This window comes from Microcystis aeruginosa NIES-4325 (assembly GCF_008974145.1).
Taxonomy (GTDB): Bacteria; Cyanobacteriota; Cyanobacteriia; order Cyanobacteriales; family Microcystaceae; genus Microcystis; species Microcystis aeruginosa_G.
In genome coordinates this window covers 40489-61760 of sequence record NZ_BJKP01000019.1, presented here as the reverse complement: position 1 = coordinate 61760, position 21272 = coordinate 40489, and the positions used below count along the sequence as shown (strand labels likewise).

The 21272-nt window shown below is 40.9% G+C and carries 15 protein-coding genes; 7 read left to right on the top strand and 8 right to left on the bottom strand.

Annotated features, from left to right (window positions below):
* Nucleotides 1-227 precede the first annotated feature (227 nt).
* Together MiAbW_RS12035 and MiAbW_RS12030 are read left to right on the top strand one after the other, a co-directional pair.
* Nucleotides 228-1730 (top strand): DEAD/DEAH box helicase, encoded by a 1503-nt coding sequence (locus MiAbW_RS12035; RefSeq protein ID WP_151696312.1) that lies wholly within the window; start codon nucleotides 228-230, stop codon nucleotides 1728-1730.
* Nucleotides 1731-1790: 60 nt separating this feature from the next.
* Nucleotides 1791-2141, top strand: a complete 351-nt coding sequence (locus MiAbW_RS12030) for a 4a-hydroxytetrahydrobiopterin dehydratase (protein ID WP_151696311.1) — start codon at nucleotides 1791-1793, stop codon at nucleotides 2139-2141.
* Here MiAbW_RS12030 and MiAbW_RS12025 read toward each other — a convergent pair.
* The 4 genes from MiAbW_RS12025 to MiAbW_RS12000 form a co-directional block, all read right to left on the bottom strand.
* Nucleotides 2138-3016 (bottom strand): NAD(P)-dependent oxidoreductase, encoded by an 879-nt coding sequence (locus MiAbW_RS12025; protein WP_151696310.1) that lies wholly within the window; start codon nucleotides 3014-3016, stop codon nucleotides 2138-2140. The two genes, MiAbW_RS12030 and MiAbW_RS12025, sit on opposite strands and share 4 nt — an antisense overlap.
* 151 nt (nucleotides 3017-3167) lie before the next feature.
* Nucleotides 3168-4988 carry a BRCT domain-containing protein gene (locus tag MiAbW_RS12020; RefSeq protein ID WP_151696309.1) on the bottom strand — a complete coding sequence of 607 codons (1821 nt, stop codon included), beginning with the start codon at nucleotides 4986-4988 and terminating at the stop codon, nucleotides 3168-3170.
* Between the two features lie 641 nt (nucleotides 4989-5629).
* Nucleotides 5630-7186, bottom strand: a complete 1557-nt coding sequence (locus tag MiAbW_RS12010) for a radical SAM protein (RefSeq protein ID WP_151696308.1) — start codon at nucleotides 7184-7186, stop codon at nucleotides 5630-5632.
* Between the two features lie 989 nt (nucleotides 7187-8175).
* Complete coding sequence (locus MiAbW_RS12000; protein ID WP_110579524.1) at nucleotides 8176-8406, bottom strand: type II toxin-antitoxin system CcdA family antitoxin; 231 nt, start codon at nucleotides 8404-8406, stop codon at nucleotides 8176-8178.
* Between the two features lie 333 nt (nucleotides 8407-8739).
* Here MiAbW_RS12000 and lepA point away from each other — a divergent pair, with 333 nt between their 5' ends.
* The 4 genes from lepA (at nucleotide 8740) to MiAbW_RS11980 (ending at nucleotide 15088) form a co-directional block, all read left to right on the top strand.
* Nucleotides 8740-10551 carry a translation elongation factor 4 gene (gene lepA, locus MiAbW_RS11995; RefSeq protein ID WP_002762209.1) on the top strand — a complete coding sequence of 604 codons (1812 nt, stop codon included), beginning with the start codon at nucleotides 8740-8742 and terminating at the stop codon, nucleotides 10549-10551.
* A 516-nt stretch (nucleotides 10552-11067) separates the two neighbouring features.
* Complete coding sequence (locus tag MiAbW_RS11990; protein ID WP_151696307.1) at nucleotides 11068-11883, top strand: FkbM family methyltransferase; 816 nt, start codon at nucleotides 11068-11070, stop codon at nucleotides 11881-11883.
* 924 nt (nucleotides 11884-12807) lie between these two features.
* Nucleotides 12808-13029: a hypothetical protein gene (locus tag MiAbW_RS11985; protein WP_238707268.1), complete on the top strand. Its 222-nt coding sequence runs from the start codon at nucleotides 12808-12810 to the stop codon at nucleotides 13027-13029.
* Nucleotides 13030-13273: 244 nt separating this feature from the next.
* Complete coding sequence (locus MiAbW_RS11980) at nucleotides 13274-15088, top strand: ABC transporter ATP-binding protein (RefSeq protein WP_151696306.1); 1815 nt, start codon at nucleotides 13274-13276, stop codon at nucleotides 15086-15088.
* Between the two features lie 100 nt (nucleotides 15089-15188).
* On the opposite strand, the gene MiAbW_RS11975 is transcribed toward MiAbW_RS11980, so the two are convergent.
* Nucleotides 15189-17612, bottom strand: coding sequence for a dynamin-like GTPase family protein (locus MiAbW_RS11975; RefSeq protein ID WP_151696305.1), 2424 nt, complete (start codon nucleotides 17610-17612; stop codon nucleotides 15189-15191).
* 221 nt (nucleotides 17613-17833) lie between these two features.
* Here MiAbW_RS11975 and MiAbW_RS11970 point away from each other — a divergent pair, with 221 nt between their 5' ends.
* On the top strand, nucleotides 17834-19474 hold the full coding sequence (locus MiAbW_RS11970) for a phospholipase D-like domain-containing protein (protein ID WP_151696304.1): 1641 nt from the start codon (nucleotides 17834-17836) through the stop codon (nucleotides 19472-19474).
* 40 nt (nucleotides 19475-19514) lie between these two features.
* Here the strand turns inward: MiAbW_RS11970 and MiAbW_RS11965 are convergent, their stop codons facing one another.
* Genes MiAbW_RS11965 through MiAbW_RS11955 form a run of 3 tightly spaced genes read right to left on the bottom strand, consistent with a single transcriptional unit; the run spans nucleotide 19515 to nucleotide 21013 of the window.
* Nucleotides 19515-19826: an MgPME-cyclase complex family protein gene (locus MiAbW_RS11965; RefSeq protein WP_151696321.1), complete on the bottom strand. Its 312-nt coding sequence runs from the start codon at nucleotides 19824-19826 to the stop codon at nucleotides 19515-19517.
* A gap of 60 nt (nucleotides 19827-19886) precedes the next feature.
* Nucleotides 19887-20609, bottom strand: a complete 723-nt coding sequence (locus tag MiAbW_RS11960; RefSeq protein ID WP_202981352.1) for a pyridoxine 5'-phosphate synthase — start codon at nucleotides 20607-20609, stop codon at nucleotides 19887-19889.
* A 59-nt stretch (nucleotides 20610-20668) separates the two neighbouring features.
* Complete coding sequence (locus MiAbW_RS11955) at nucleotides 20669-21013, bottom strand: YbaB/EbfC family nucleoid-associated protein (RefSeq protein ID WP_002771847.1); 345 nt, start codon at nucleotides 21011-21013, stop codon at nucleotides 20669-20671.
* Between the last annotated feature and the right edge of the window lie 259 nt (nucleotides 21014-21272).

The window sequence follows — 21272 nt, the reverse complement described above, 5'->3', positions numbered from 1 at the left end:
TCAGTTATCAGTTATCAGATGTAAGTTTTCAGTTCACTTATACTGTTTACTGTTTACTGTTTACTGATAAGTAGGGAGGCACAATTATTTGTAGGATGGGTTAGCGGTAGCGTAACATCAGCGGGCGTTGGGTTTCATGCTTCAACCGTTCGGCAAAAGCTCACGGACGAAGCCCAACCTACGTTCTGTTTACTGTTTACTGTTTACTGTTTACTGATAACTGAAAAATGCGCTTACCCACCCTCAAATATGAGCGAGGAACCTTAATTCTCCATCCACCACCAAAAGGGAAAAAATGGCTAGATTTTGCCACTTGGGATGATCGTATTGAAAGATTTCGCATTTTGGCCATTCATTATCGTCCTCTCGTGGAAACCCTACAGGAGGAGGGTATTAACTTCCAAGATGAAGCAAAAGCTTTCAACAATTTAGAATTAATTGCCAGTTTTGAACGGGAACCCTACCCCCACCAAACGGAAGCGTTAATCGCTTGGAAAAAATCCCAGAGAAGGGGTGTTATCGTCCTTCCCACCGCTGCCGGCAAAACCTATCTTGCCCAATTAGCTCTACAATCGACTCCCCGCAGTACCTTAATTATCGTGCCAACTATTGATTTAATGCACCAATGGTATGCCCAGATGTTGGCGGCTTTTCCCGATGCCGAGGTGGGATTATTAGGAGGAGGTTCTAAGGATAATAGTGCTATTTTAATCGCCACCTATCAAAGTGCGGCAATTTATTCGGAAACTCTTGGTAATCGTTACGCTTTTTTGATTTTTGATGAATGTCATCATTTACCATCGGATTTCTTTCGGAAAATAGCGGAAGATTCGATCGCACCCTATCGTTTAGGCTTAACAGCAACACCGGATCGCGGTGATGGTAGTCATCAGGATTTAGATTATCTTATCGGTACAATTGTTTATCAAAAAAGTCCCCAAGACTTGTCAGGAAAAGCCCTAGCCGATCATGAAATAATTCAAATTAAAGTGAAACTATCCGCTAAAGAACAGGAAAAATATCAAGAAGCAATTAAAATTCGCAATGATTTTTTAAGAAGAAATAATCTCAGTTTGTCCGGTTTAGATGGTTGGCAAAATTTTGTCATGATTAGTGCCAGAAGTAGCGAAGGGCGACGGGCGATGTTAGCTCACCGGGAGTCGAAGGAAATATCTTCAGGAACTGGGGGAAAATTGCGGGTTTTAGCGGAGTTAATCTGTGAACACTATCCGGAACCAATTTTGATTTTTACTAACGATAACGCCACAGTTTACCGCATTTCCGAGAGCTTTTTAATACCTGCCATAACCCATCAAACTCCTGTGAAAGAACGCCATGAAATCCTGACCCGTTTTCGTCAGGGAGAATACAAAATTCTGGTGACTTCCCATGTTCTCAATGAAGGGGTTGATGTGCCGGAAGCAGGCATTGCGATTATTTTATCGGGAACCGGTTCCACTAGAGAATATATTCAGCGTTTAGGACGGGTGTTAAGAAAAGGACAACAAGAGGATAAACGGGCGATTTTGTATGAAGTGATAGCCGAAAATACCACGGAGGAAAAAACCTCCCAACGACGACGGGGAGAGCAGAAAAATAAAACTAGCTATAAAACCGGTAATCGACAATTGGAATTATTGCCTTCTCCTCCGAAAAAATCTTTTTCTTTTCCGAAAGCTGCCGAATCTTCTACTCCTTGGGTAAGTTGTCCAGAGTCAGAGGAAGAATAAAAAATTTCTCTGGGGTATTTTCATCTATAATAAAGATAAAAAATCTGGATTGATACCCCTATGACCGAACTTGCCCAACAAAAATGTCAACCTTGTCAATTGGGTTCTTCTCCTATCACTGCCGAGGAAATTACCGCTTTACAGGCTAAAATTCCCGATTGGAATCTCTTAGAATACGAGGGTATTCCCCGTCTGCAAAAACTCTATAAATTTGCCAATTTTCAAGGGGCAATCGCCTTTACTAATGCCGTGGGAGAAGCAGCGGAAAAAGAAGGCCATCACCCCGCTTTATTGACAGAATGGGGTAAAGTTACCGTTTCTTGGTGGACTCATGACGTGGGCGGATTACATCAAAATGATTTCATCATGGCTGCCCGTACCGATGATATTTATCGCCAACAAAATGCCTAATCGTAGGCACGAATCATCGCTTGGGTTCCCTGTTTAATTCCCTTACCTTCGTCCAATTCCGCTACTACTTTAAATAAAGCTTCTGCTAAATCTGTCCCGGGCAGAATTTCCCCGGCTGTCTGGGCAGTTTCTTTGACTAATCGCAAATCTTTTAAGATATGTTCAATCATAAAAGCCGGCTGTAAATCTTGGGCGAGGATTTTTGGTCCCAAATTTTCTAAGGCCCAAGAACCCGCCGCCCCCGTTTTACACACTTCTATGACTAAATTGGGGTCTAATCCTTGAATTTTTGCCATTTTTAGAGCCTCACACAGCGCCACCATGTGAACCGCCCCCAAGACTTGATTACAGAGTTTTACCGCTTGTCCGTTGCCGATTTCGCCACACCAGCGAATAGTTTTACCCATGGCTTGAAAACAGGGCAAACAAGTCTGAAAATCCGCTTCTTTCCCCCCCACCATAATAGTTAAACTGCCGTTTTTCGCCCCAATATCGCCACCAGAGACGGGAGCATCGAGAAAACAGAGATTATTTTCCTCTAGCTTTTTACCAATCATCCTAGCGGCTTGAGAGCCAATGGTACTCATATCCACTATCAGAGTTCCCACCGCTGCCGATTCCACTACACCCCCCGGTCCTAAAATTACCGCCTCCACGTCAGGCACATCCCCGACGCAGGTAAAGACAATCTCGGCATCTCTGACGGCGGCGGCAATACTAGAACGAATGTTCGCACCTGCTGCCCCAGCAATGGTTATCCCCGGCGCTTCTGGGGTACGATTCCAAGCATTGACAGCAAAACCTCGACGGACAAGATTAGCCGTCATCGGCGCTCCCATCACTCCTAATCCTAAAAAGGCAATTTTTTGACTCATAATTTTCGTAATCAAGGGAATTATAAATTATGAATTGTGAATTATGAATTATAAATTATGAATTGTGAATTATGAAGTGGGAAGTTTTTTCAGTAAACAGTAAACAGTGAACTGAAACCTGATAACTGATAACTGATAACTGATAACTGTTTTAGGATTCTACCATTTGCAGAAATTGGGCTTCTGAAAGGGTTTTTATGCCTAATTTTTGAGCCTTTTTTAGTTTCTCACCGGGGGCTTTACCGAGGAGAATATAATCAGTGTTCGCACTGGGGGAACCAGTAACAGTACCACCGACATTAATAATCAATGATTTCGCTTGCTCGCGACTGATTTTGCTGAAGGTTCCTAGTATAACTACGGTTTTTCCTCTTAGGGTATTTTCTGCGGATTCTTGACTCGTCTGGACTATCTCCGCTGCGGGTTGCACTTCTAAACTTGTATCGGCAACCGTGATTTTTTCTGCTGCTACTACCGGAGTCTCCTCGGCAATCACTGGGGAGGTTTCTGGTTCTGCTACTACTGGAGTTTCACTAATAATTGCTTCAGGTTCATTAGTAATAATAGGGGCAGTTTTTTTAGAGAAATCGTCTCTTTCTTGTTGTAGGGTTTGAATTTTAACCTCTAAATCGGCAATTTCTTCTTGCTTAGTTGCTAACTCACCCTCGAACTTAATTTTTTCCTTTTCTAAAGCTTTAGCTGCCGTTTTTTGGACTTCTAAATCTTGAGTGAGTTGGCGATTTTGTTGGCTTAATTCCTCGATATGACGGGAAGTTGTGGTTTCTAATTGGTCTTTTTCGGCACTTAACTGGTGTAGTTGAATCTCTAAATTAGAAATGTTTTCCCGATAGGTTTCTAGCTGTTGCGGTAACTGGGTTAATTCCTGTAATTGCCCTTCTAAATCAGCAATTTTTGCCTGAGAATCGGCCAATTGTTGGGGTAACTGAGTTAATTCCTGTAATTGCCCTTCTAAATCAGCAATTTTTTCAGCAGCAGTGGTTAATTCTGCCGATAATTCCCCTTTCTGGGCTGCTAAAGCTTGTAACTCCAGTTTAGCTGCTTCGAGATGAGCGCCGAGACTGTCCTTTTCGGCGGTTATAGCTGTCACTTGAGCGACGGTTTCTTGGAGTTTTATAGTTAAATTGTCGCATTCTTGGCCTAAAGAGAGCGATCGAGTTTGACTTGCGGCTAAATCTTCGCTGAGAGACTTTTTTTCCCGCTCTAACCCGTTAATTTGACCCTGTAAGCTGGCTATTTCCTGCTGTCCTCGCTCATACTGTTCTGTTTGCTGAGCCAGATTCTGTTCTAAGGTTTGAATTTGACCTTGCAAGCTGGGAATTTGGGCGGCTAAATCGCTTAATTGTTGGTTTCTATGCTCTAAATCGGCCACTTTCGCCCTTAATTCCTCGGCTTTTTCTATATCTTGCTGTAAGAGAGTTTTATCCTGTTCTAGGGTCTGAATTTGACTATAGAGAGAGGTGGTCTGTTTTTTGGTCAAATCAAATTGACGGTTAATTTCGCCTTTTTGCTGCTCTAAAGTTTGAATCTGTGCCTCTAGGCTAGTAATTAGGGCTTTTTCTCGCTCTAATTGTTCCATCAAACCAGCTTTCTCCGCTTCTATTTCCTTAGCGCTGGTTTTCAGGTGTTCGATTTCACCCTCACCTATCTGGACAGCTTGCTGGAGGGACTGAAGAGAATTTTCTAAATCAGTAGCTTTGTGCTGTAATTGGGCGGAATGTTGTTCTATGTGAATTATTTTGGCGTGCAGCTGCTGATTTTCGTCTTTTAACTCTGATTGCGCCACGTCTAAACCCTTGACTTGAGCCAACAGATCTGAGTTACTTTGCTGTAATTGCGCTTGTGCGGCTAAAAGGGCGGTATTTTTGCTGACGAGACCAGAGCGCGACCAGAGGAATAGTCCTCCGAAAACAGCACTTAAACCTAATCCTTCATAAATTAATTCGTTGAGCATATCTACCCTCCTAGACAAGCGAAAAACAGTCACCTAACCGAACTGATGCGACAATTTTGGTTATAGACCTACATCTCTACTTATATCAGTTAGGGGGTACATTCGGGGGAAGGGCGGGGAAAAAGTCACTTCTTTCATCCTGCTGTAAAAAGGTGATTTAGCTATTCACGTTATGCTAACTTGTATCTGATCCGATTCTTGGGTGATTTCCTGGTCAATTTCTTGCTGATGATCAAAATAGTAGCCCATGGCCGCAGGAGCTTCGGTTGGCTTTAAATTAAGGGTGCTGTCGGCCTAATAGTGAAGATTACCAAAAAGCGCCAGAAAAAACCACAAAGGCACAAAAAACACAAAGATTTTCTCACCCATAACTTTCTAGCAGGAAGTCCTATTATCAAATAATTATCAATGATTTTGCCCGCTTATCGGATGGGGTGTTGGGTAACAGTCGTCAACCCAACCTACCTTCTACTCTTTTACCCTGGTCGGTTTCGGCTAAGTCAATCGCGTTACAAATCACCTTTAGGTGTTTATTGGTGTCTTGTAAAATCGCGGGACGAGGATAGTCTCAAACGGATTCTTGGCAAGGTTGTGGAGGAATAGGATTTGGTTTCATGATTAATTAAAAGACCGTATTTAGTTTAAGAATTTAATAACACAATCTTTGAGTCATCGGAGGAAGCTGTACTCACCATTGCTGAATATTCGCCATTATAGTTAGTAAATTCAGCTGGTGATCTGCGAATATTCGATAAACGAATTTGCCAATCGGAAACCTGGCTATATGTTAGGTGATGAGTGTTGGAGGTTGTTGTCCATACTCCCCATAAACAGGAATCTTCAAATTGGAGCAATCCTGCTTTCCGTAAATTAAAGGCTTGAGGAGTTCCAGGTAAGGGAATAATACTGTAACAGGAAGTTTGAAATTCTAGTTGTGGGTTAATTTCTACCAGTTCATCTACTAGGTCGGTAATTGCTTCCTCAAGACGTAGTAAGTCATCATGGTCATCATCGGGTAAACCAATAATAATGCCATAAGTAACCACAGGTACACCAGTTCTGACTACAGATTTCATCAATGTACAATGCTCTTGCCAGGGTAGCAACTTCTTGTAGGCTTCCCGTCCGAAAACAGGACGTTCAGCAGGGATATAAGCTAAAGGACAACCGACTTGACCATCCCAACCAAATAAGGCTTGAATCAGTTCTTCATCCGGTCTAAGATCAGTGTTTTCATAGTTACGCCCACTTACCAAGGTGGTTTTCCTCAGTTCCAGACCATTCGGCCACATCAGAGATACTCCGATCTCCCGCGCACCATTGGTAATTTCTATAATCTCTTCTCTCCCTTCAGGAAACAGTCCACGGGCGAGAAATTGATCGGAACCGATATTAATCGCAACCGCCCCTGCTTCTTTCTGGATCGCCAACCATTTGAGGGCTGTTTCTGGGGACATTCTGCGATAGCCAGTACCGTAGGTAGGAGTCATGCAAAAATCACAGGTGCGATCGCAACCAATATCTGCGACCAGTGAACCGACAGGGACTTTTCCTTGAACATTGGGAAGTGTCCCTAGACATTCTTTTGCGACTTTCACCGAAGGCAGGGCCCATTCCTCTGGACTTTTGGCTTTAGTTTTTCTGGGATATTGTTTACCGTCAGCAAAAATCACTCCTGTCATTTCTTCCCGTGGCGTTCTTCCCAATACATAATCAAAAAGTGCCCAATTTGCTGCTCCAGATTTATCCTGAACAACTGCTGTTGCACCTGCTTTTAAGTAGTGCTGCGGTTCCGCCAAAGCATCTGAACCACCAACGACAATAGGGCGATTTCCTTTAGCCAGATGTTCAATTACCATACAGGTAACTTGGCGATCTTGAGAGAAATTTACTGTTACACCCCAAGCATCAAAGGCTTCAGGATTAAGGGCGGAAATGTTGCCCCCCACATAAGTTTTCCGCAAGTTCATCCCTTTCCAGGACACCTCACCAAATTCTTCACTGTAATTATCATCTCTGAGGTTTACTAATTGGGCATCAAATCCTCCCGCTTGCAAGTCAGGAATCAAAACTTGTTTACTGATTAAAGAACGATGCCTGTATAAAGAAGTCCAATTTTTTCCTTCTGCATCGTATAGTCCAGTGGCGGGAACTTCAATTAGTCCGATGGTCGGAGTTGTTTCAGATTTGGTGATCATAATCATCGCTCACAGGGAGTGAATTTTTGGCGTGCATTATTACCTGACTGATTCAAAAGTACCTGATAGTGCCTAAAAAGTCAAGGTTTTTTTGATATCCGTGAGAAAACGGGTTTCTTCAAGAAAACCGTTTTCTGTTACGAAACCAGTTGCGGTAATATTTTCAAGCTTCTATCTCATTGGTGATCCAACAACCTCCTAACATCATCTGATACTAAATCTGGTTATTGAAAACTGATTATTTATTCCCCTTTGCCTTTTGCCGTTCGGCAAAAGCTCACGGCCGAAGCCTCTTGCATGAGTGCCTCTCCTCATAACTAGCCTGTACTCAACGGATTTAATATGATGTTTATCATCCAAAAAGATGGCTGAATTGTCTCCATAGAGAAAACGAGGTTTATACCCAGTTAAAGGATTTAAATTATCATTTAACCACTCCCAAACATTACCACGCATTTAAATTATAATTTTCTACTTCTTTGACCAAGCTATCCCCGTAAAGTGCGACATTGTACTCAGCTTCACTCAGTAAGCGAGGGGGGTGTCTGACAATTTTTAACATCTACCTACTTAAAGGATAATTTATTTTGCATGGCTACTTATTTTAAAATGAGAATTGCTGGATTTTTACCAGAGGTCTATTTATTTGACAAAATTGAGACACACCCCGATAAATTCATTTTGCCGATGCGATGCTTCTTCGGGGGACTGGGTAGCTTGTGCTAATTCTTGGTATGATCTGGCATGAGCGATCGCCATTTGCACTTAATCGACTAATTCTGGCACTAATTCCATCTGGCCAATACCCCAATGACGACGATGATCCCCTTGTAGTAAATAGATTAAACCGTTGCGTTGCTGTTACAGGCAATAAATACTACTATTAACCAGCTTAGTTGGGGAAAAAATCTCAATTACCATCAATGGTTGACCTAAGAAAATATTTCAGTCTCTCCGTCGGGAAATAACCTATTAGAGACTGAAAAATCTTAGTCATTCCATTCCCCTTTGGGGGGTACGGGGGGATTGCGTCGAAGATGACGGGTTAAGTCCTCATCCGGTTGTCTCTCTCCTCTTAGCCACTGTTTAATCGCTGTTTCGATAATGCGACTAGGATCGTTAGTCAGGTGTTTAATCTGGTCTAAAACTTCCGAGTCAAGGTGAATAGCGATTTCAACTTTCTCCGCCGTGCGCTGAGTCGGTGTAGCATTGTCGTTCATAAGCTCTATCAATGATTGCTATCTATCATTCTACCCGTCAGTCGAGGATTCTCATCCAAGAGTTTATCTATAGTAATGGGATTGGGACAAATCATACATCTTTACCCTAGCCATTGCCCTTTCCCTGATTTTGTCCCTATACTCAAGCCTACCATAGTTTCCTGTGGATGGCGAGAGGGGAGGCCAAGGTCAAAACCCTGACTATAATTGCAGTTTAGCTTTTTTTACCTTTTACTTTTCACTTTTGCTCCAGCCTTAGAGACTTTACCTCTACAATGAATTAAGGAATCTAAAATTTTATAAACCTCTGACTTTTGCCAGCAGTGAACCACGATGACTGACGTTCCCGTTTCTCGCATTCGCAATTTTTCCATCATCGCTCATATCGATCATGGTAAATCAACTCTCGCCGATCGCCTCCTGCAAATTACGGGAACCGTAGCCCAACGGGAGATGAAAGAACAATTTCTTGATAATATGGACTTGGAACGGGAACGAGGTATCACCATCAAGTTACAAGCGGCACGCATGGATTACACCGCTAAGGATGGTCAAAAATACGTTCTCAATCTGATTGACACCCCGGGCCATGTGGATTTTTCCTATGAGGTTTCTCGGTCTCTAGCGGCGTGCGAGGGAGCTTTATTAGTTGTGGATGCGTCCCAAGGTGTGGAGGCGCAAACTTTAGCCAATGTTTACCTAGCACTGGAAAATAACCTCGAAATTATCCCAGTTTTAAATAAAATCGACCTACCCAGTGCCGAACCGGAACGAGTCGCGGCGGAAATCGAGGAAGTGGTGGGTTTAGACTGTAGTGAGGCGATTCGGGCTTCGGCTAAGGCTGGGATCGGTATTAATGATATTCTAGAGTCGATCGTCCAATTAGTTCCCCCTCCCCAAGATACCCTTGAAGAACCCTTCCGAGCTTTAATTTTTGATAGTTATTACGACGCTTATCGAGGGGTAATTGTCTATTTCCGTGTCATGGATGGTCGGGTGAAAAAGGGCGATAAAATTCGTTTTATGGCTTCTGGTAAAGAATTTGTTATCGATGAATTGGGAATTTTATCACCGCAACAGGTACAGGTAAATGAACTTCACGCGGGAGAAGTGGGTTATCTGGCAGCCGCGATTAAAACTGTCGCTGATGCCCGGGTGGGTGATACGATTACTCTAACCGCTAAACCGGCACAAGAGCCTTTACCCGGTTATACAGAAGCAAAACCGATGGTTTTCTGCGGATTATTTCCCACGGATGCCGATCAGTACGCCGATCTCAAAGATGCGCTGGAAAAGTTAAAATTAAACGATGCAGCCCTATCCTACGAACCGGAAACTTCTAGCGCCATGGGTTTTGGTTTCCGTTGCGGTTTCTTGGGACTCCTACACATGGAAATCGTCCAGGAAAGACTAGAAAGGGAATATAACTTAGATTTAATTACCACTGCTCCCTCGGTAGTTTATCAGGTTACTACCACCGATGGGGAAATTGTCGAAGTGGATAATCCTAGTTTGTTACCTTCCCCACAAAAACGGGAAAAAATTGAGGAACCTTATATCCAAGTGGAAATGATTACTCCAGAAACCTATGTAGGCGCTTTGATGGAATTATGTCAAAGTCGTCGGGGAGTTTTCAAGGATATGCGTTATTTTACTAAAACTCGCACCGCTTTGATTTATGAGTTACCTTTAGCAGAAGTGGTGACGGACTTTTTTGATCAATTAAAATCTCGATCGCGCGGTTATGCTAGTATGGAATATCAATTAATTGGCTATCGGGAAAATGAGCTAGTTAAATTAGATATTATGGTCAATGGTGATCCCGTTGATGCTTTAGCGATGATCGTTCACCGGGATAAAGCTTATTATGTTGGTCGTGCGTTAACCGAAAAGTTAAAAGAATTGATTCCCCGGCATCAATTTAAGGTTCCCATTCAGGCCGCTATTGGTTCTAAAATTATCGCTAGTGAACATATTCCCGCTTTAAGAAAGGATGTCTTAGCTAAGTGTTATGGTGGTGATATTAGCCGCAAGAAAAAGCTGTTAGACAAGCAAGCAAAAGGGAAGAAACGGATGAAAGCGATCGGAACTGTTGATGTCCCGCAAGAGGCATTTATGGCAGTCCTAAAACTCGATCCTCAGTAAAATCTTGGGGTCAGAGAGACCCCAGCTTGGCTCTTCTCGACTTTGTGTGATAATTTTTGCTTATGAAATCGTGAAATGTTTACTGGGAAAGACTTTTAGGACTATTTTGTTAAATAAACTATCAGTATAGACCTCGTTTCCACACAGAAACCAGAAGAGCCCCAGCTTTTCAAGCTGGGGATTCCTCTCTTTCTCTACCTCATCGAGCCTAGCTTTTAGCTCTTGGTTTTCTTGATTCTGCTTTCGGTAAGCTTCCTACCAAAAACCCGCCCCCGTCTGATTCGAAGTCGGAGGCGTTGATTAAGGTGGGCAGTAGTTAGTCGTTAATTTCCATGCCATCTATAATACAGTCCCTGTCAGGGTTCTGTCCATTCTCAATTAACAGTTCTTATTGCACTGACTAATTACCCTTGACATTTTTGCTCTATTATTATAGAGTAACGTCAGTTCGGGGCAATGGGTGAAAGATTTAAATAGCACCCAGCAGCTAAATTATAGTACTGTTGGTATAAAACTATGGACTTATTGTTTAAGAGAAAAATTCAAAGTTATATTCAATTATATTTTCCTCCTATACTCAAAGAACTTATATATAACTTTTATGATTATAATTTAAAATCAAAGCCCTATCTAGAAACGGAAGTTTTAAAGTGTCTATGCCCCTACTCAAAAGTTGCATTAGACATCGGCTCTAACAATGGCCAGCTTATCCCTTTTATGATGAGAAGAGCTAGACAAATAATTGCATTTGAACCTTTACCCAACCTTGCTAAAAGGTTAAGAACTAATTTTCCGTCCCAGTCTGTTATCGTTCATCAATGTGCGTTATCTGACCGAGAAGTTATGGTGGATTTGCGGATACCATTATTAGACGGGAAAGAGCTAGTAGGACTCTCATCGATAGAAACCAGTAATACTCTTAGCGATCTTTCAACTAAAATTATAAAGGCTGAGTGTAAAACCCTTGATAGCTTTAATCTAGAGAACGTGGGGTTTATAAAAATAGATGTAGAAGGTCATGAATTAGGGGTTTTACAAGGTGCAGAAAAAACTATTGCATCATCTCAACCGAATTTCTTAATTGAAGTAGAAGAACGGCACAGAGAAGGAGCTATAGAATCTATAAAACAATTTTTCTATGTCAGAGATTATAAGGGCTTCTTTATTTGTGATAACAAGCTACTTCCTTTAGAAAGATTTAATCTTGTTGAGCATCAGAATCCTAAAAATATAGGTATAGACAAAAAATTGCCAGGAGCTATTTACATCAATGATCTCATTTTTATCCCGACTGATAAAATAGCTAAAATTTTTTCTAAGTACTTGTCATAAACATACCTATAGCAGTCCTAAATGAAATATAAACTCATCTGCTGCCTCCTGTCTATCCGCTACGAGTTAGTTCACAAAGTAGATAAGGATTGCTATAGTATCGTGGGCTTGATGGAGTAAACCTTAGAGTTTAGCAGTTGAATCGCAACATTAACAAAAAATTATGGTAAAAATAATAATAAGAGATTGTAGTGCTTAAAATAATCAGGCAGGGTTGGCATTTTTGCCGACTGGAAAAATTTATGCTAAGATTGTGGACTGAATGGGTGATATAGCAAGCTAAAGTCTAGACTGTCTAAGGGTTGCTGCTCGTATATCTCGGCGATAATTAGCACACTTATGGGGGCTTAAGTTCGTTAATGCCTGAGTTTCAACATAAAACATTTGCCAAGACTCTACCCAGGCGTTAGCTGGCACTAACATCGGATTTTAACAGGTCAAAAGCCTTATTTTAAAAGGGTTTTATCATTATTCAGCATTTAGTTAATCCTTTTTCCCACAAAATGGGGAAAGGTAATTTATTTGCTAACTCTTCTAGGTTGACCCATCGGTAGCTCTGCAGCAATTGTACTAGGATAGATAGAATTAGGTACTGCGCTTTATTGACTTGTGTGACTAGATGATTTTAGTAACTTTCTGGTGACATTTGGTTGATTTTCCTGAAGTTGCTATCATAGCAACTTCTTTTTTGGCTACATTTTGCTACACTTCTCTTATCATAAGGATTTCAGGCTTCTTTGTCATCTCGTCATACTAAATCTGGTTATTAAAGACTGATTATCTATTGCCCCTATTGCATGAGTGCCTATTGCCTGTCCTGATATGTAGCCTATACTTAACGGATTTAGTATCAGACAAACTTTACAGGGACTTTTAGCTGATTATGTTCAACCCTATGATGTTTACGAAAATGATCCCGAACTAATGGGTAGATTTAATTGCAGAAATCATGCCGATTTTCATTTTGCTTATCTAAAGTCTATTTTTGAAGCTAAAGGTTTGTCTTATTCTAAAAAATTCCCTGGGGAAGCTCAAGAACAATACTATCTTAATCAATTAAAAAAGCGTATCGATAAAACCGAACACTTAAAAACCTTTCAGAAATTTATTAATTTTTGTGATAATATTCGTCAAAATTTTAGATAAATTGATCTCTGGTGCTTCTGACGAGGATGAAATATAAGCTGATCTGGCATCGTCTCCTGACTAATAGCTGATTGAGAATACAAGACTATGACAAGGCTTTTGTCCTAGAAATTTCTAGGTCGGCAGATTTTTGTAGTATTGTAGTATAATGGTAACTCCAGAAAAACAATCCCAAAAGTGCCTTTAGTCTCTTCAGTTAGCAGTTACCAGATAGAAGTTAAAAATTGGCAATTTACTTGATGTTATGGCTTCCTTACGGGATATTATCAGTTACTATCGCAATTATCAAAAAGCCGCCTTTTTGAGCATTGCTGCCTCCAGTGTCTTTGAAATTATCGATCTGATGGTTCCCTACGCTGTCGGACAGATTCTTAATGTTCTTTCCGATCAACCTTTAGATGGATTCGTGCAATCTTTAGTTAATCGCACCATGATTTTAACTCCCTTTGCCTCGGAAAAGTGGGTTAGTTTGGCGGTATTATTAGGCTTAATTTTCCTAACCACGGTAATTAAAGCACCAATTCAGCCTTGGCTTGGTGTATGGTTTCACTGGGAAATATCCTTAAGAGCGCGACGAGATCATCTCAAACAAATTATTGCCAAAATTCTCACCTTACCCCTATCTTTTTACGATGAAAATAATCCAGGACGCATCGCTAACCGGATTGCCAAAGGGATGGAAAGTTATACTTGGACTTATCCCGAAGTGGCGGGAATGATGATCCCAAAATTGTTTAGAGTTTTTGGTATCTTTATTGTTATTTGGGTAATTCAATGGCAAATCGCCCTCGCTTTTGTTATTTCTTTTGTATTAATTCTAGTTTTTATTGTCAGAGATTTAAAAGATTTAATGCAAAAAGAAAGGATTCTTGATCGGCACATCGAAAATACCCAAAGTCGCAATTCTGAGATTATTACTAATATCAAAACCGTCAAAGCTTTTGCCACAGAAGGACAGGAATTATATCGTCAAAAACAGCGTTTAGAGAGAGAATTTACCTACGTTATCCATCGCATTCATAAGGGTTATGTGGACTTAATTACTTGGGAAAAAACTCTCGTCCAAGCTAGTTTATTTGGAGTATTTTTCTTTACTCTCCTAGCCACCGTTCAACAGAAAATCTCGATCGGGCATTTTATCACCACCTATACCCTCGCTAGTATGGCCTATGCGGAATTAGATCCCCTATCCCAAATGGCAGAAACTTTCGCTCGTCGTTATGCTTCTATGGCCCGTTTACAGGAATTTATCAACTTGCCTAGTGGCACTGATGCTGGTAGTCTTTTAGCCGATCATGCCCAAGATAATCTCTATCATTTTACAGGGAAAGTCGAATTAAGTAATCTCAGCTTTGGCTATAGTCCTGAAAGAACCATTCTCAAGGATATTAATTTGCTGATTGAACCCTATCAAACCGTGGCATTAGTGGGAAAATCGGGTTCGGGAAAATCCACTTTAGTTAAGTTACTTTTCCGCTATTTTGAACCGAATCAAGGGCAAATTCTGATGGATGGCGAGGATATTCGTCGCTTAGATGTCACTTGGTATCGGCGACGGTTAGCGATTGTTCATCAAGAAGTAGATGTGTTTAATGGTACGGTGTTAGAAAATCTCACCTATGGTAATCCTAATATTAGCTTTGAGAAGGTAGAAGAAGCCTGTCAAATTGCCCGAGTCGATGAATTTATTCAGGAATTACCTAATGGTTATTCCACTATTGTAGGGGAAAGGGGCGTGCGTCTTTCGGGGGGACAAAGACAGCGTTTAGGAATTGCTAGGGCGTTAATTGTTGATCCAGATGTGTTAGTTTTTGATGAGGCCACTTCTAGCTTAGATTATGAGTCAGAAAGAGCCATTCAACTAGCCATGAAATCCATTTTAGGCACTCGCACCACGATTATTATCGCCCACCGTCTCAGTACCGTTCGAGAAGCTGATCAAATTGTCGTCTTGGATAATGGTCGCATTGTCGAGATCGGTAGCCATGACCAATTATTAAATCAGCAGGGAATCTATCAACGTCTCCACTCTTTACAGGAAAGCGGTGAACTGGTTTAGTCTTAAAATGTACTTTGCACGGTTATAACTTGCATTGTTTACTCAAAGACAAGGCCAATTCAAGTCTGAATTGGCGCTTCATGCCGATAATTTCCCCATATTAATTGCTGGAGTGATTAACAACTTCAGGGACAATCTCTAATTCTTGTTCACCAATTACAGGTAAATGATTTTTCTGTAAACCCATAGCAGTTAAACAAGTATTGAGAGAGTTTATCGCTTGGTTATAATCCTCAATTTTTTGGTTAATTTCTTCCTGTTTGCGGGCATTATTAGCAATTTTTTCCGCCGCTTCCTGTTCTAAGGTTTGTTCTAGATAGGAACGAGCTTGATTGAACTGTTGTAGAATAGTATCGGCTTGTTTTTTCGCCATTGGTATCAATTGATTTTTTAAAGTATTATTAATGGTTTGACGGAAGTTTTTCTGAGTCGCTGATACTTTTGGCTCAAAATCTAACATAAGTAATTGACGGATAGCAGGTTCGGCAGCAAGAATACTTTCACAGTCATAACCTTGGGCAGTTTTTTGCACAGTTTGCCGAAATTGAAAGATAGAAAAAGTGCCTTCGTTGTAAAAATTATGATTTTCTCGTACATAGCGATCACACTCAGTTTTTGCTTCGGAAATCAAGGCATGAATTAACTGCAATTCTAGCTGTTTTAGCTGACTTTCTAGGTGGCCATCATTACCTAATAAGCGGTAGATTTGCCGATAATAATCACCTTGTCTTACCGCATCTAAAAGACGCTGACAAAAGCGACTAATTAAACTGGTTGACTCCTCAATTAACACATCTTCTAGCTGGTTAGACAGATAATAAAAAGCTTCCACTAATACTGCTAATAAAGGTGCTGTAGCATTGCGGGGATGGGTTAAAGTCGCTTGCGAGTAAGCATTTCTGACAGAAAAAGTATTTAATAACTCATACAATCTTGATACCATTCTCGCTTTCAGTTTCTTAAAGTCTTCCTCAAATTTTTCATCGCTATTAACCACGATAGCGTTGACATAACCATCGATATGTTTAGTTAATTTCTCTCCCACTTCCTTTAACTCTTGATTGAGGTGATTTAACTCCAGAGCTTTCATCGCCTCAATTTCTCGTGGTTGACTTTCTAAATCACTATAAATCCCTTGATAATAATTTTTGAGAGTGATGCAAAGAGATTGTAAATCATCAGCTAAAGTTGCAAACAATTGCGGACGTTTTTCCTCCGTGAGATAACGAGTAATTGCCCTGCGAAATTCTTCGATACCGCTATCAGCAATTAACTGCTCTAGTAAAGGAGTTCCCCACTCACTTAAAACTCGAAAATAATTTTTATTGGGAGTTTCATAACCGTGGATGGAAACTTTAAAGGGAGTTGCCAGTAATTTACCAGAGTTGGCACAATAGTTATTAAACTCGCTGACAAATTGCGGTGTTTCTTCTTGTCCTCCTAAATTTTTCACACTTTCGGCAAAAATAGAATCTAAACCATAACGCTGATTAATATTGGTTTGATTTTTCACCTGATACCCATAAAACCCTAAAAGTCCGCTGGTTTTGTAAATGCGGGAAGTATCACGAAATTGCGTTTGAATCAGGTTTTCTAAACGCTGTTTTAGTTGGGCTGAGTACCAGGTTTCATCAATGCGGTTAAAAACATAAAAAACTCGATCACGAATACCAGCATTAGAGCCAATTTTTTCGAGTAATTCCGTTTCTTCTGTGGCTAATTCTCCCGCAGAAGCAGCCTTTAAAACACAAACCACTGCCGAAGTATCAGGATGTTCTATTTTACGATAGGCTAAGTCGGCATCTTTTTTGACTGGGGCATCAATACCGGGCAAATCTACCAAAACGTTACCATCTTTAAGGAGAGGATGATGACAGTAATATTCTAGACGTTTTAAGACGGCACTATTACTACCACGACGGGCAAAACTGGCCGCTTCTGCTAAATTAGAAAAGTGAAATTGTTCCATGGAATAGGTGGCATTATGCAGCGTATGGATTCGCTCACGATTTTGAGTAAATCCTTCAATTAATAATTTTAAACCCTGAGCTTGTTTAGCTCGCTCGGATTTGCCTTCTCCCCCTTCCTGTTCGATAATTTTTTGACAGTATTGGTTTAATTGACTGCAGTATTCTTGGGAATTAATGTTACTAGGATTAGTTAATTGCAGATTTTGACAGACGGTATCGACTAAAGTACAAATTTCTGCTTCGCTGAGAAAGGTTAAAACCACTCTTTCCTCATCAGCTTCTGCGTACTCAATATAACATTCTGTACCTGTGGCGTGTCCTTCGGCACTATACAGCAATTCTCGCTCTAAAAGTGCATTGATTAACATCGATTTACCTGCACTAAAAGCACCGGCGAAAACGATTTCAAATTTGGGAGAAATGGCTTTTTGTAGGGCAATTTCTATCTTGCTGGTATCCTGTTGATTGCGGAGAGAGGATTCGCCTTTTAATAGTTCAATTATACTGTTAACATTACCAGCCAGATTACTGCATTGGGGTAAAAGTTCAGTCATGGTAAAACCCAGATCTAGAAGAACAGTGCTATTGTCCCCCAGATTATAACAAAATTCACTGACTAGATGTCACATCTTTGGTCAGCGATTTAAGCAATCAAGGACAAAGTTATCGTCTTCAATCTAGAATCAGGATTGATTATAATCAATTTAGTACATACCGATGTCCGAGAACCTCCTTAGGTAAAAACTCCCTCCTGAATCCTAGGATAATGATAATTATGTGGACAAAAATGGTAATAGATAAATTGAGATTAAAAAAAATTCGGACTATGGGACAGTTAGGATTTTTATTAGGAACAGTTTTTCTTTTGGGTGGCTGTCATTCTCTCAATGTTATCCAAAATCGTCCCCAACCCTTGCCCCAAGATCAATATATTCAAGTCTATTTTAATTATAATCAAGCACGGGGTTCAAATTATACCGATCCCTATCGTCAAATTAATCGTCCAGGTGATAATTTAGAACAGGTTATTATTGATAACATCAACTCGGCAAAAAGTTCGATCGATCTAGCGGTGCAAGAGTTACGTTTACCCGCCATCGCTCAAGCTTTAGTTGCTCGTCATCAGCAGGGAATTAAAGTTAGGGTTATCCTCGAAAATATTTACAATCAACCTATTAATAGTTTAGCCAAAAACCAAGAACAATTAAGCGAAGGAGAACAGGAACGTTATCAAAATCTTTTTGATTTAGTTGATCTAAATCGAGATGGTAAACTAAGTCCAGAGGAAATCGCTCAAAGAGATGCAATTACTATCCTCAAAAAAGCTGGTATTCCCCTAATTGATGATAGCTCTGATCGCTCAAAAGGTAGCGGTTTAATGCACCATAAATTCATGGTTATTGATAATTACACTACTTTAATCAGTTCAGCTAACTATACCTTAAGTGATATTCATGGAGATTTTTCTAATCCCAAAACTGTTGGGAATACCAATCACTTATTAGTGATTACTAATCCCCCACTAGCTAGAGTTTTTCAGAGAGAATTTAATCTGATGTGGGGAAGGGAAGATCGGCCTAGATTTGGGTTAGATAAACCCCACAGAAAACCGCAAACAATTACTATCGGTAATAGTAGTCTGACGGTCAAATTTTCCCCCGATTCTATCACTTATCCTTGGACAATTAGTAGCAATGGCCTGATCGGTGAAACTTTAAATAAAGCTAAAAAATCCGTGAATTTAGCCCTGTTTGTCTTTACGGAACAGCCCTTAGCTAATATTCTCGCCCAACGACATCAAAAAGGGATAGAAATTAAAGCTTTAATTGATCCTAGTTTTGCCTTCCGATACTATAGCGAAGGATTAGATTTATTAGGAGTTGCTCTCAGTAATAAATGTCGTTATGAACCAGATAATCAGCCTTGGCAAAACCCAATTAATACCCTAGGAGTTCCCCATCTAGCGGCGGGAGATAAATTACACCATAAATTCGGTTTAATCGATGATAAAATTGTGATTACTGGTTCTCATAATTGGTCAAAAGCTGCTAACCATCAAAATGATGAAGCTTTAGTTATTATCGATAATCCTACCGTTGCAGCTCATTTCGATCGAGAATTTCAATATCTTTACCGTACCGCTAAATTAGGACTGCCGGAAACTATTACAAATCGGATCGAACGGGATAGAAAGAACTGTCCCCAATCTGCAACAATTAAAAGCGATCGCTTAATTAATTTAAACACTGCCACAAAAGAGGAATTAGACACTTTACCCAGTATCAGTGGCAAATTAGCCGAAAAAATTATCGCAGCCCGGCAACAAAAACCCTTTACTTCCCTAGAAGATTTGGATCGAGTATCGGGAATCGGTCAGGGAAAAATTAACAAGCTGCAAGGCAAAGTCAGCTGGTGATGATTGCCTCGTCTGCATTTTTTGCCCCAGCCCAAAAGGGTTATTTTAACGGTTCGGGAATACTATCGGAAGGAGCCTCAAACTGTCCAGTAATAACGTATTCTAGGCGCAATTTTAGCCAAGTAATAAACTGTTGGTTGAGAGAAACAATTGCCGCTGCTGGTTGGGGAGTTTTCTTTTTGATATCGGCAAAAGCGGGGGTATCTAAAAAAGCCGGATTGGCAATTAACCAAAAATCAATTTCTTGACCTTTTTCTTGATAATTCCTGATTCTTTCCTTCAAAACTTCCTTTTCGAGTGCTTCTTCTTCTAAAAACTTTTGACTGGCTACCAAATAATAATAAGTTGTCATCATCTTTCCTTTAATTTTTCAGTGTAATTGTTCCTTGGTCGGGAGATTAGCTGATAGCCTTTACAATTGCCCACGCATAGCCAATTTCATTTCCCTAACAGCCCGTTCTAACCCGACCAAAACCGCGCGACTGATAATTGTGTGACCAATGTTCAATTCTTCCATATTGGGCAAACAGGCGACGGCATAAACATTCCAATAGGTCAAACCGTGACCAGCATTCACCCGCAAACCCAGAGAGGAAGCGTATTCACAACCTTCTTTAAGAATTGTTAATTCTGCTTGACAATCGCTCTCCTGTTGTGCTTCGGCGTATTGACCAGTATGGAGTTCGATCAATTTCGCCCCCGTATTAGCGGCCGCTTGAATTTGGGCAAAATCGGCATCAATAAACCAACTAACGGGGATATTAGCCGATTGTAGGCGATCTACAACCCGACAAAAACGGTCAAAATTGCCCAGCATATCGATCCCCCCTTCCGTGGTCACTTCCTGGCGCTTTTCGGGGACAAGGGTGACATAATCGGGTTTAATATCGAGAGCAATGGCGATCATTTCCTCCGTCGGGGCCATTTCCAGATTTAGATGAGTCCGCACCGTTTGCCGGAGAATCCGCACATCGCGATCTTGGATATGACGACGATCCTCGCGCAAGTGGACGGTAATGCCATCAGCACCGCCGATTTCCGCTAAAACTGCCGCCGCCACCGGATCTGGTTCCACGGTGCGGCGCGCTTGGCGAATTGTGGCCACATGGTCGATATTGACACCCAAAGTCAGCAAAGTTGAACCTCCTTGTTTGTTAGTCCAACTCTCTATCTTACCACTGCGGTTAAAAGCGATTACATACTGGAGATATTTAAACCCATGGTCAGTTCTTCCATTTTGCTGCGCATGGTTTCCGTGGAGGCATCATAGGCGGCTTTCATGGCTTCTAGAATAGACCCAGCCACAATCTCCAGATCTTGGGAGAGGAGAGCAGGGTCGATTTCAATACCCCGAGGTTCTTGGTTGCCACTGAGATAGACTGTCACCAAGCCATTTTCACTCTGGCCAGGAATTTCCATAGTTTCCAGTTCTTCTTGCAGAACTTTAGCCCCTTGTTGCACCTGTTGCGCTTTTTGGAAAGCGTCTTGTAATTCTTTAATCTTACCGAGACCGAATCCGAATCCTTGTCCTTGTGCCATGATGTTTTTTTTGTTTAAGGGGTCATTCAAGATTTTCATTGTACTGCTTAAGGTGAACTGGGGTCAACTTTTGGCCCTGTGAGGGCAAAAAAGTGATTAATGACAACGATGACTTTCTGACTGGGTTAAAGTTTGAGGGAACTTGTTCTCTCTTAATCCGTCACGGAATGGTCAGAAAGAGAAATCCGAAAAATTATCCTAACCACTCAGTCGATTACCTCACGCCATAATAGAATTGTTGCTTTGACGAGGAGAATAG

Excerpts from the sequence above, each read along its gene's own strand:
- MiAbW_RS12035 (WP_151696312.1), top strand. The coding sequence starts at position 228 with ATGCGCTTACCCACCCTCAAATATGAGCGAGGAACCTTAATTCTCCAT.
- MiAbW_RS12030 (WP_151696311.1), top strand. The coding sequence starts at position 1,791 with ATGACCGAACTTGCCCAACAAAAATGTCAACCTTGTCAATTGGGTTCT.
- MiAbW_RS12025 (WP_151696310.1), bottom strand. The coding sequence starts at position 3,016 with ATGAGTCAAAAAATTGCCTTTTTAGGATTAGGAGTGATGGGAGCGCCG.
- MiAbW_RS12020 (WP_151696309.1), bottom strand. The coding sequence starts at position 4,988 with ATGCTCAACGAATTAATTTATGAAGGATTAGGTTTAAGTGCTGTTTTC.
- MiAbW_RS12010 (WP_151696308.1), bottom strand. The coding sequence starts at position 7,186 with ATGATCACCAAATCTGAAACAACTCCGACCATCGGACTAATTGAAGTT.
- MiAbW_RS12000 (WP_110579524.1), bottom strand. The coding sequence starts at position 8,406 with ATGAACGACAATGCTACACCGACTCAGCGCACGGCGGAGAAAGTTGAA.
- lepA (WP_002762209.1), top strand. The coding sequence starts at position 8,740 with ATGACTGACGTTCCCGTTTCTCGCATTCGCAATTTTTCCATCATCGCT.
- MiAbW_RS11990 (WP_151696307.1), top strand. The coding sequence starts at position 11,068 with ATGGACTTATTGTTTAAGAGAAAAATTCAAAGTTATATTCAATTATAT.
- MiAbW_RS11985 (WP_238707268.1), top strand. The coding sequence starts at position 12,808 with ATGGGTAGATTTAATTGCAGAAATCATGCCGATTTTCATTTTGCTTAT.
- MiAbW_RS11980 (WP_151696306.1), top strand. The coding sequence starts at position 13,274 with ATGGCTTCCTTACGGGATATTATCAGTTACTATCGCAATTATCAAAAA.
- MiAbW_RS11975 (WP_151696305.1), bottom strand. The coding sequence starts at position 17,612 with ATGACTGAACTTTTACCCCAATGCAGTAATCTGGCTGGTAATGTTAAC.
- MiAbW_RS11970 (WP_151696304.1), top strand. The coding sequence starts at position 17,834 with ATGTGGACAAAAATGGTAATAGATAAATTGAGATTAAAAAAAATTCGG.
- MiAbW_RS11965 (WP_151696321.1), bottom strand. The coding sequence starts at position 19,826 with ATGACAACTTATTATTATTTGGTAGCCAGTCAAAAGTTTTTAGAAGAA.
- MiAbW_RS11955 (WP_002771847.1), bottom strand. The coding sequence starts at position 21,013 with ATGGCACAAGGACAAGGATTCGGATTCGGTCTCGGTAAGATTAAAGAA.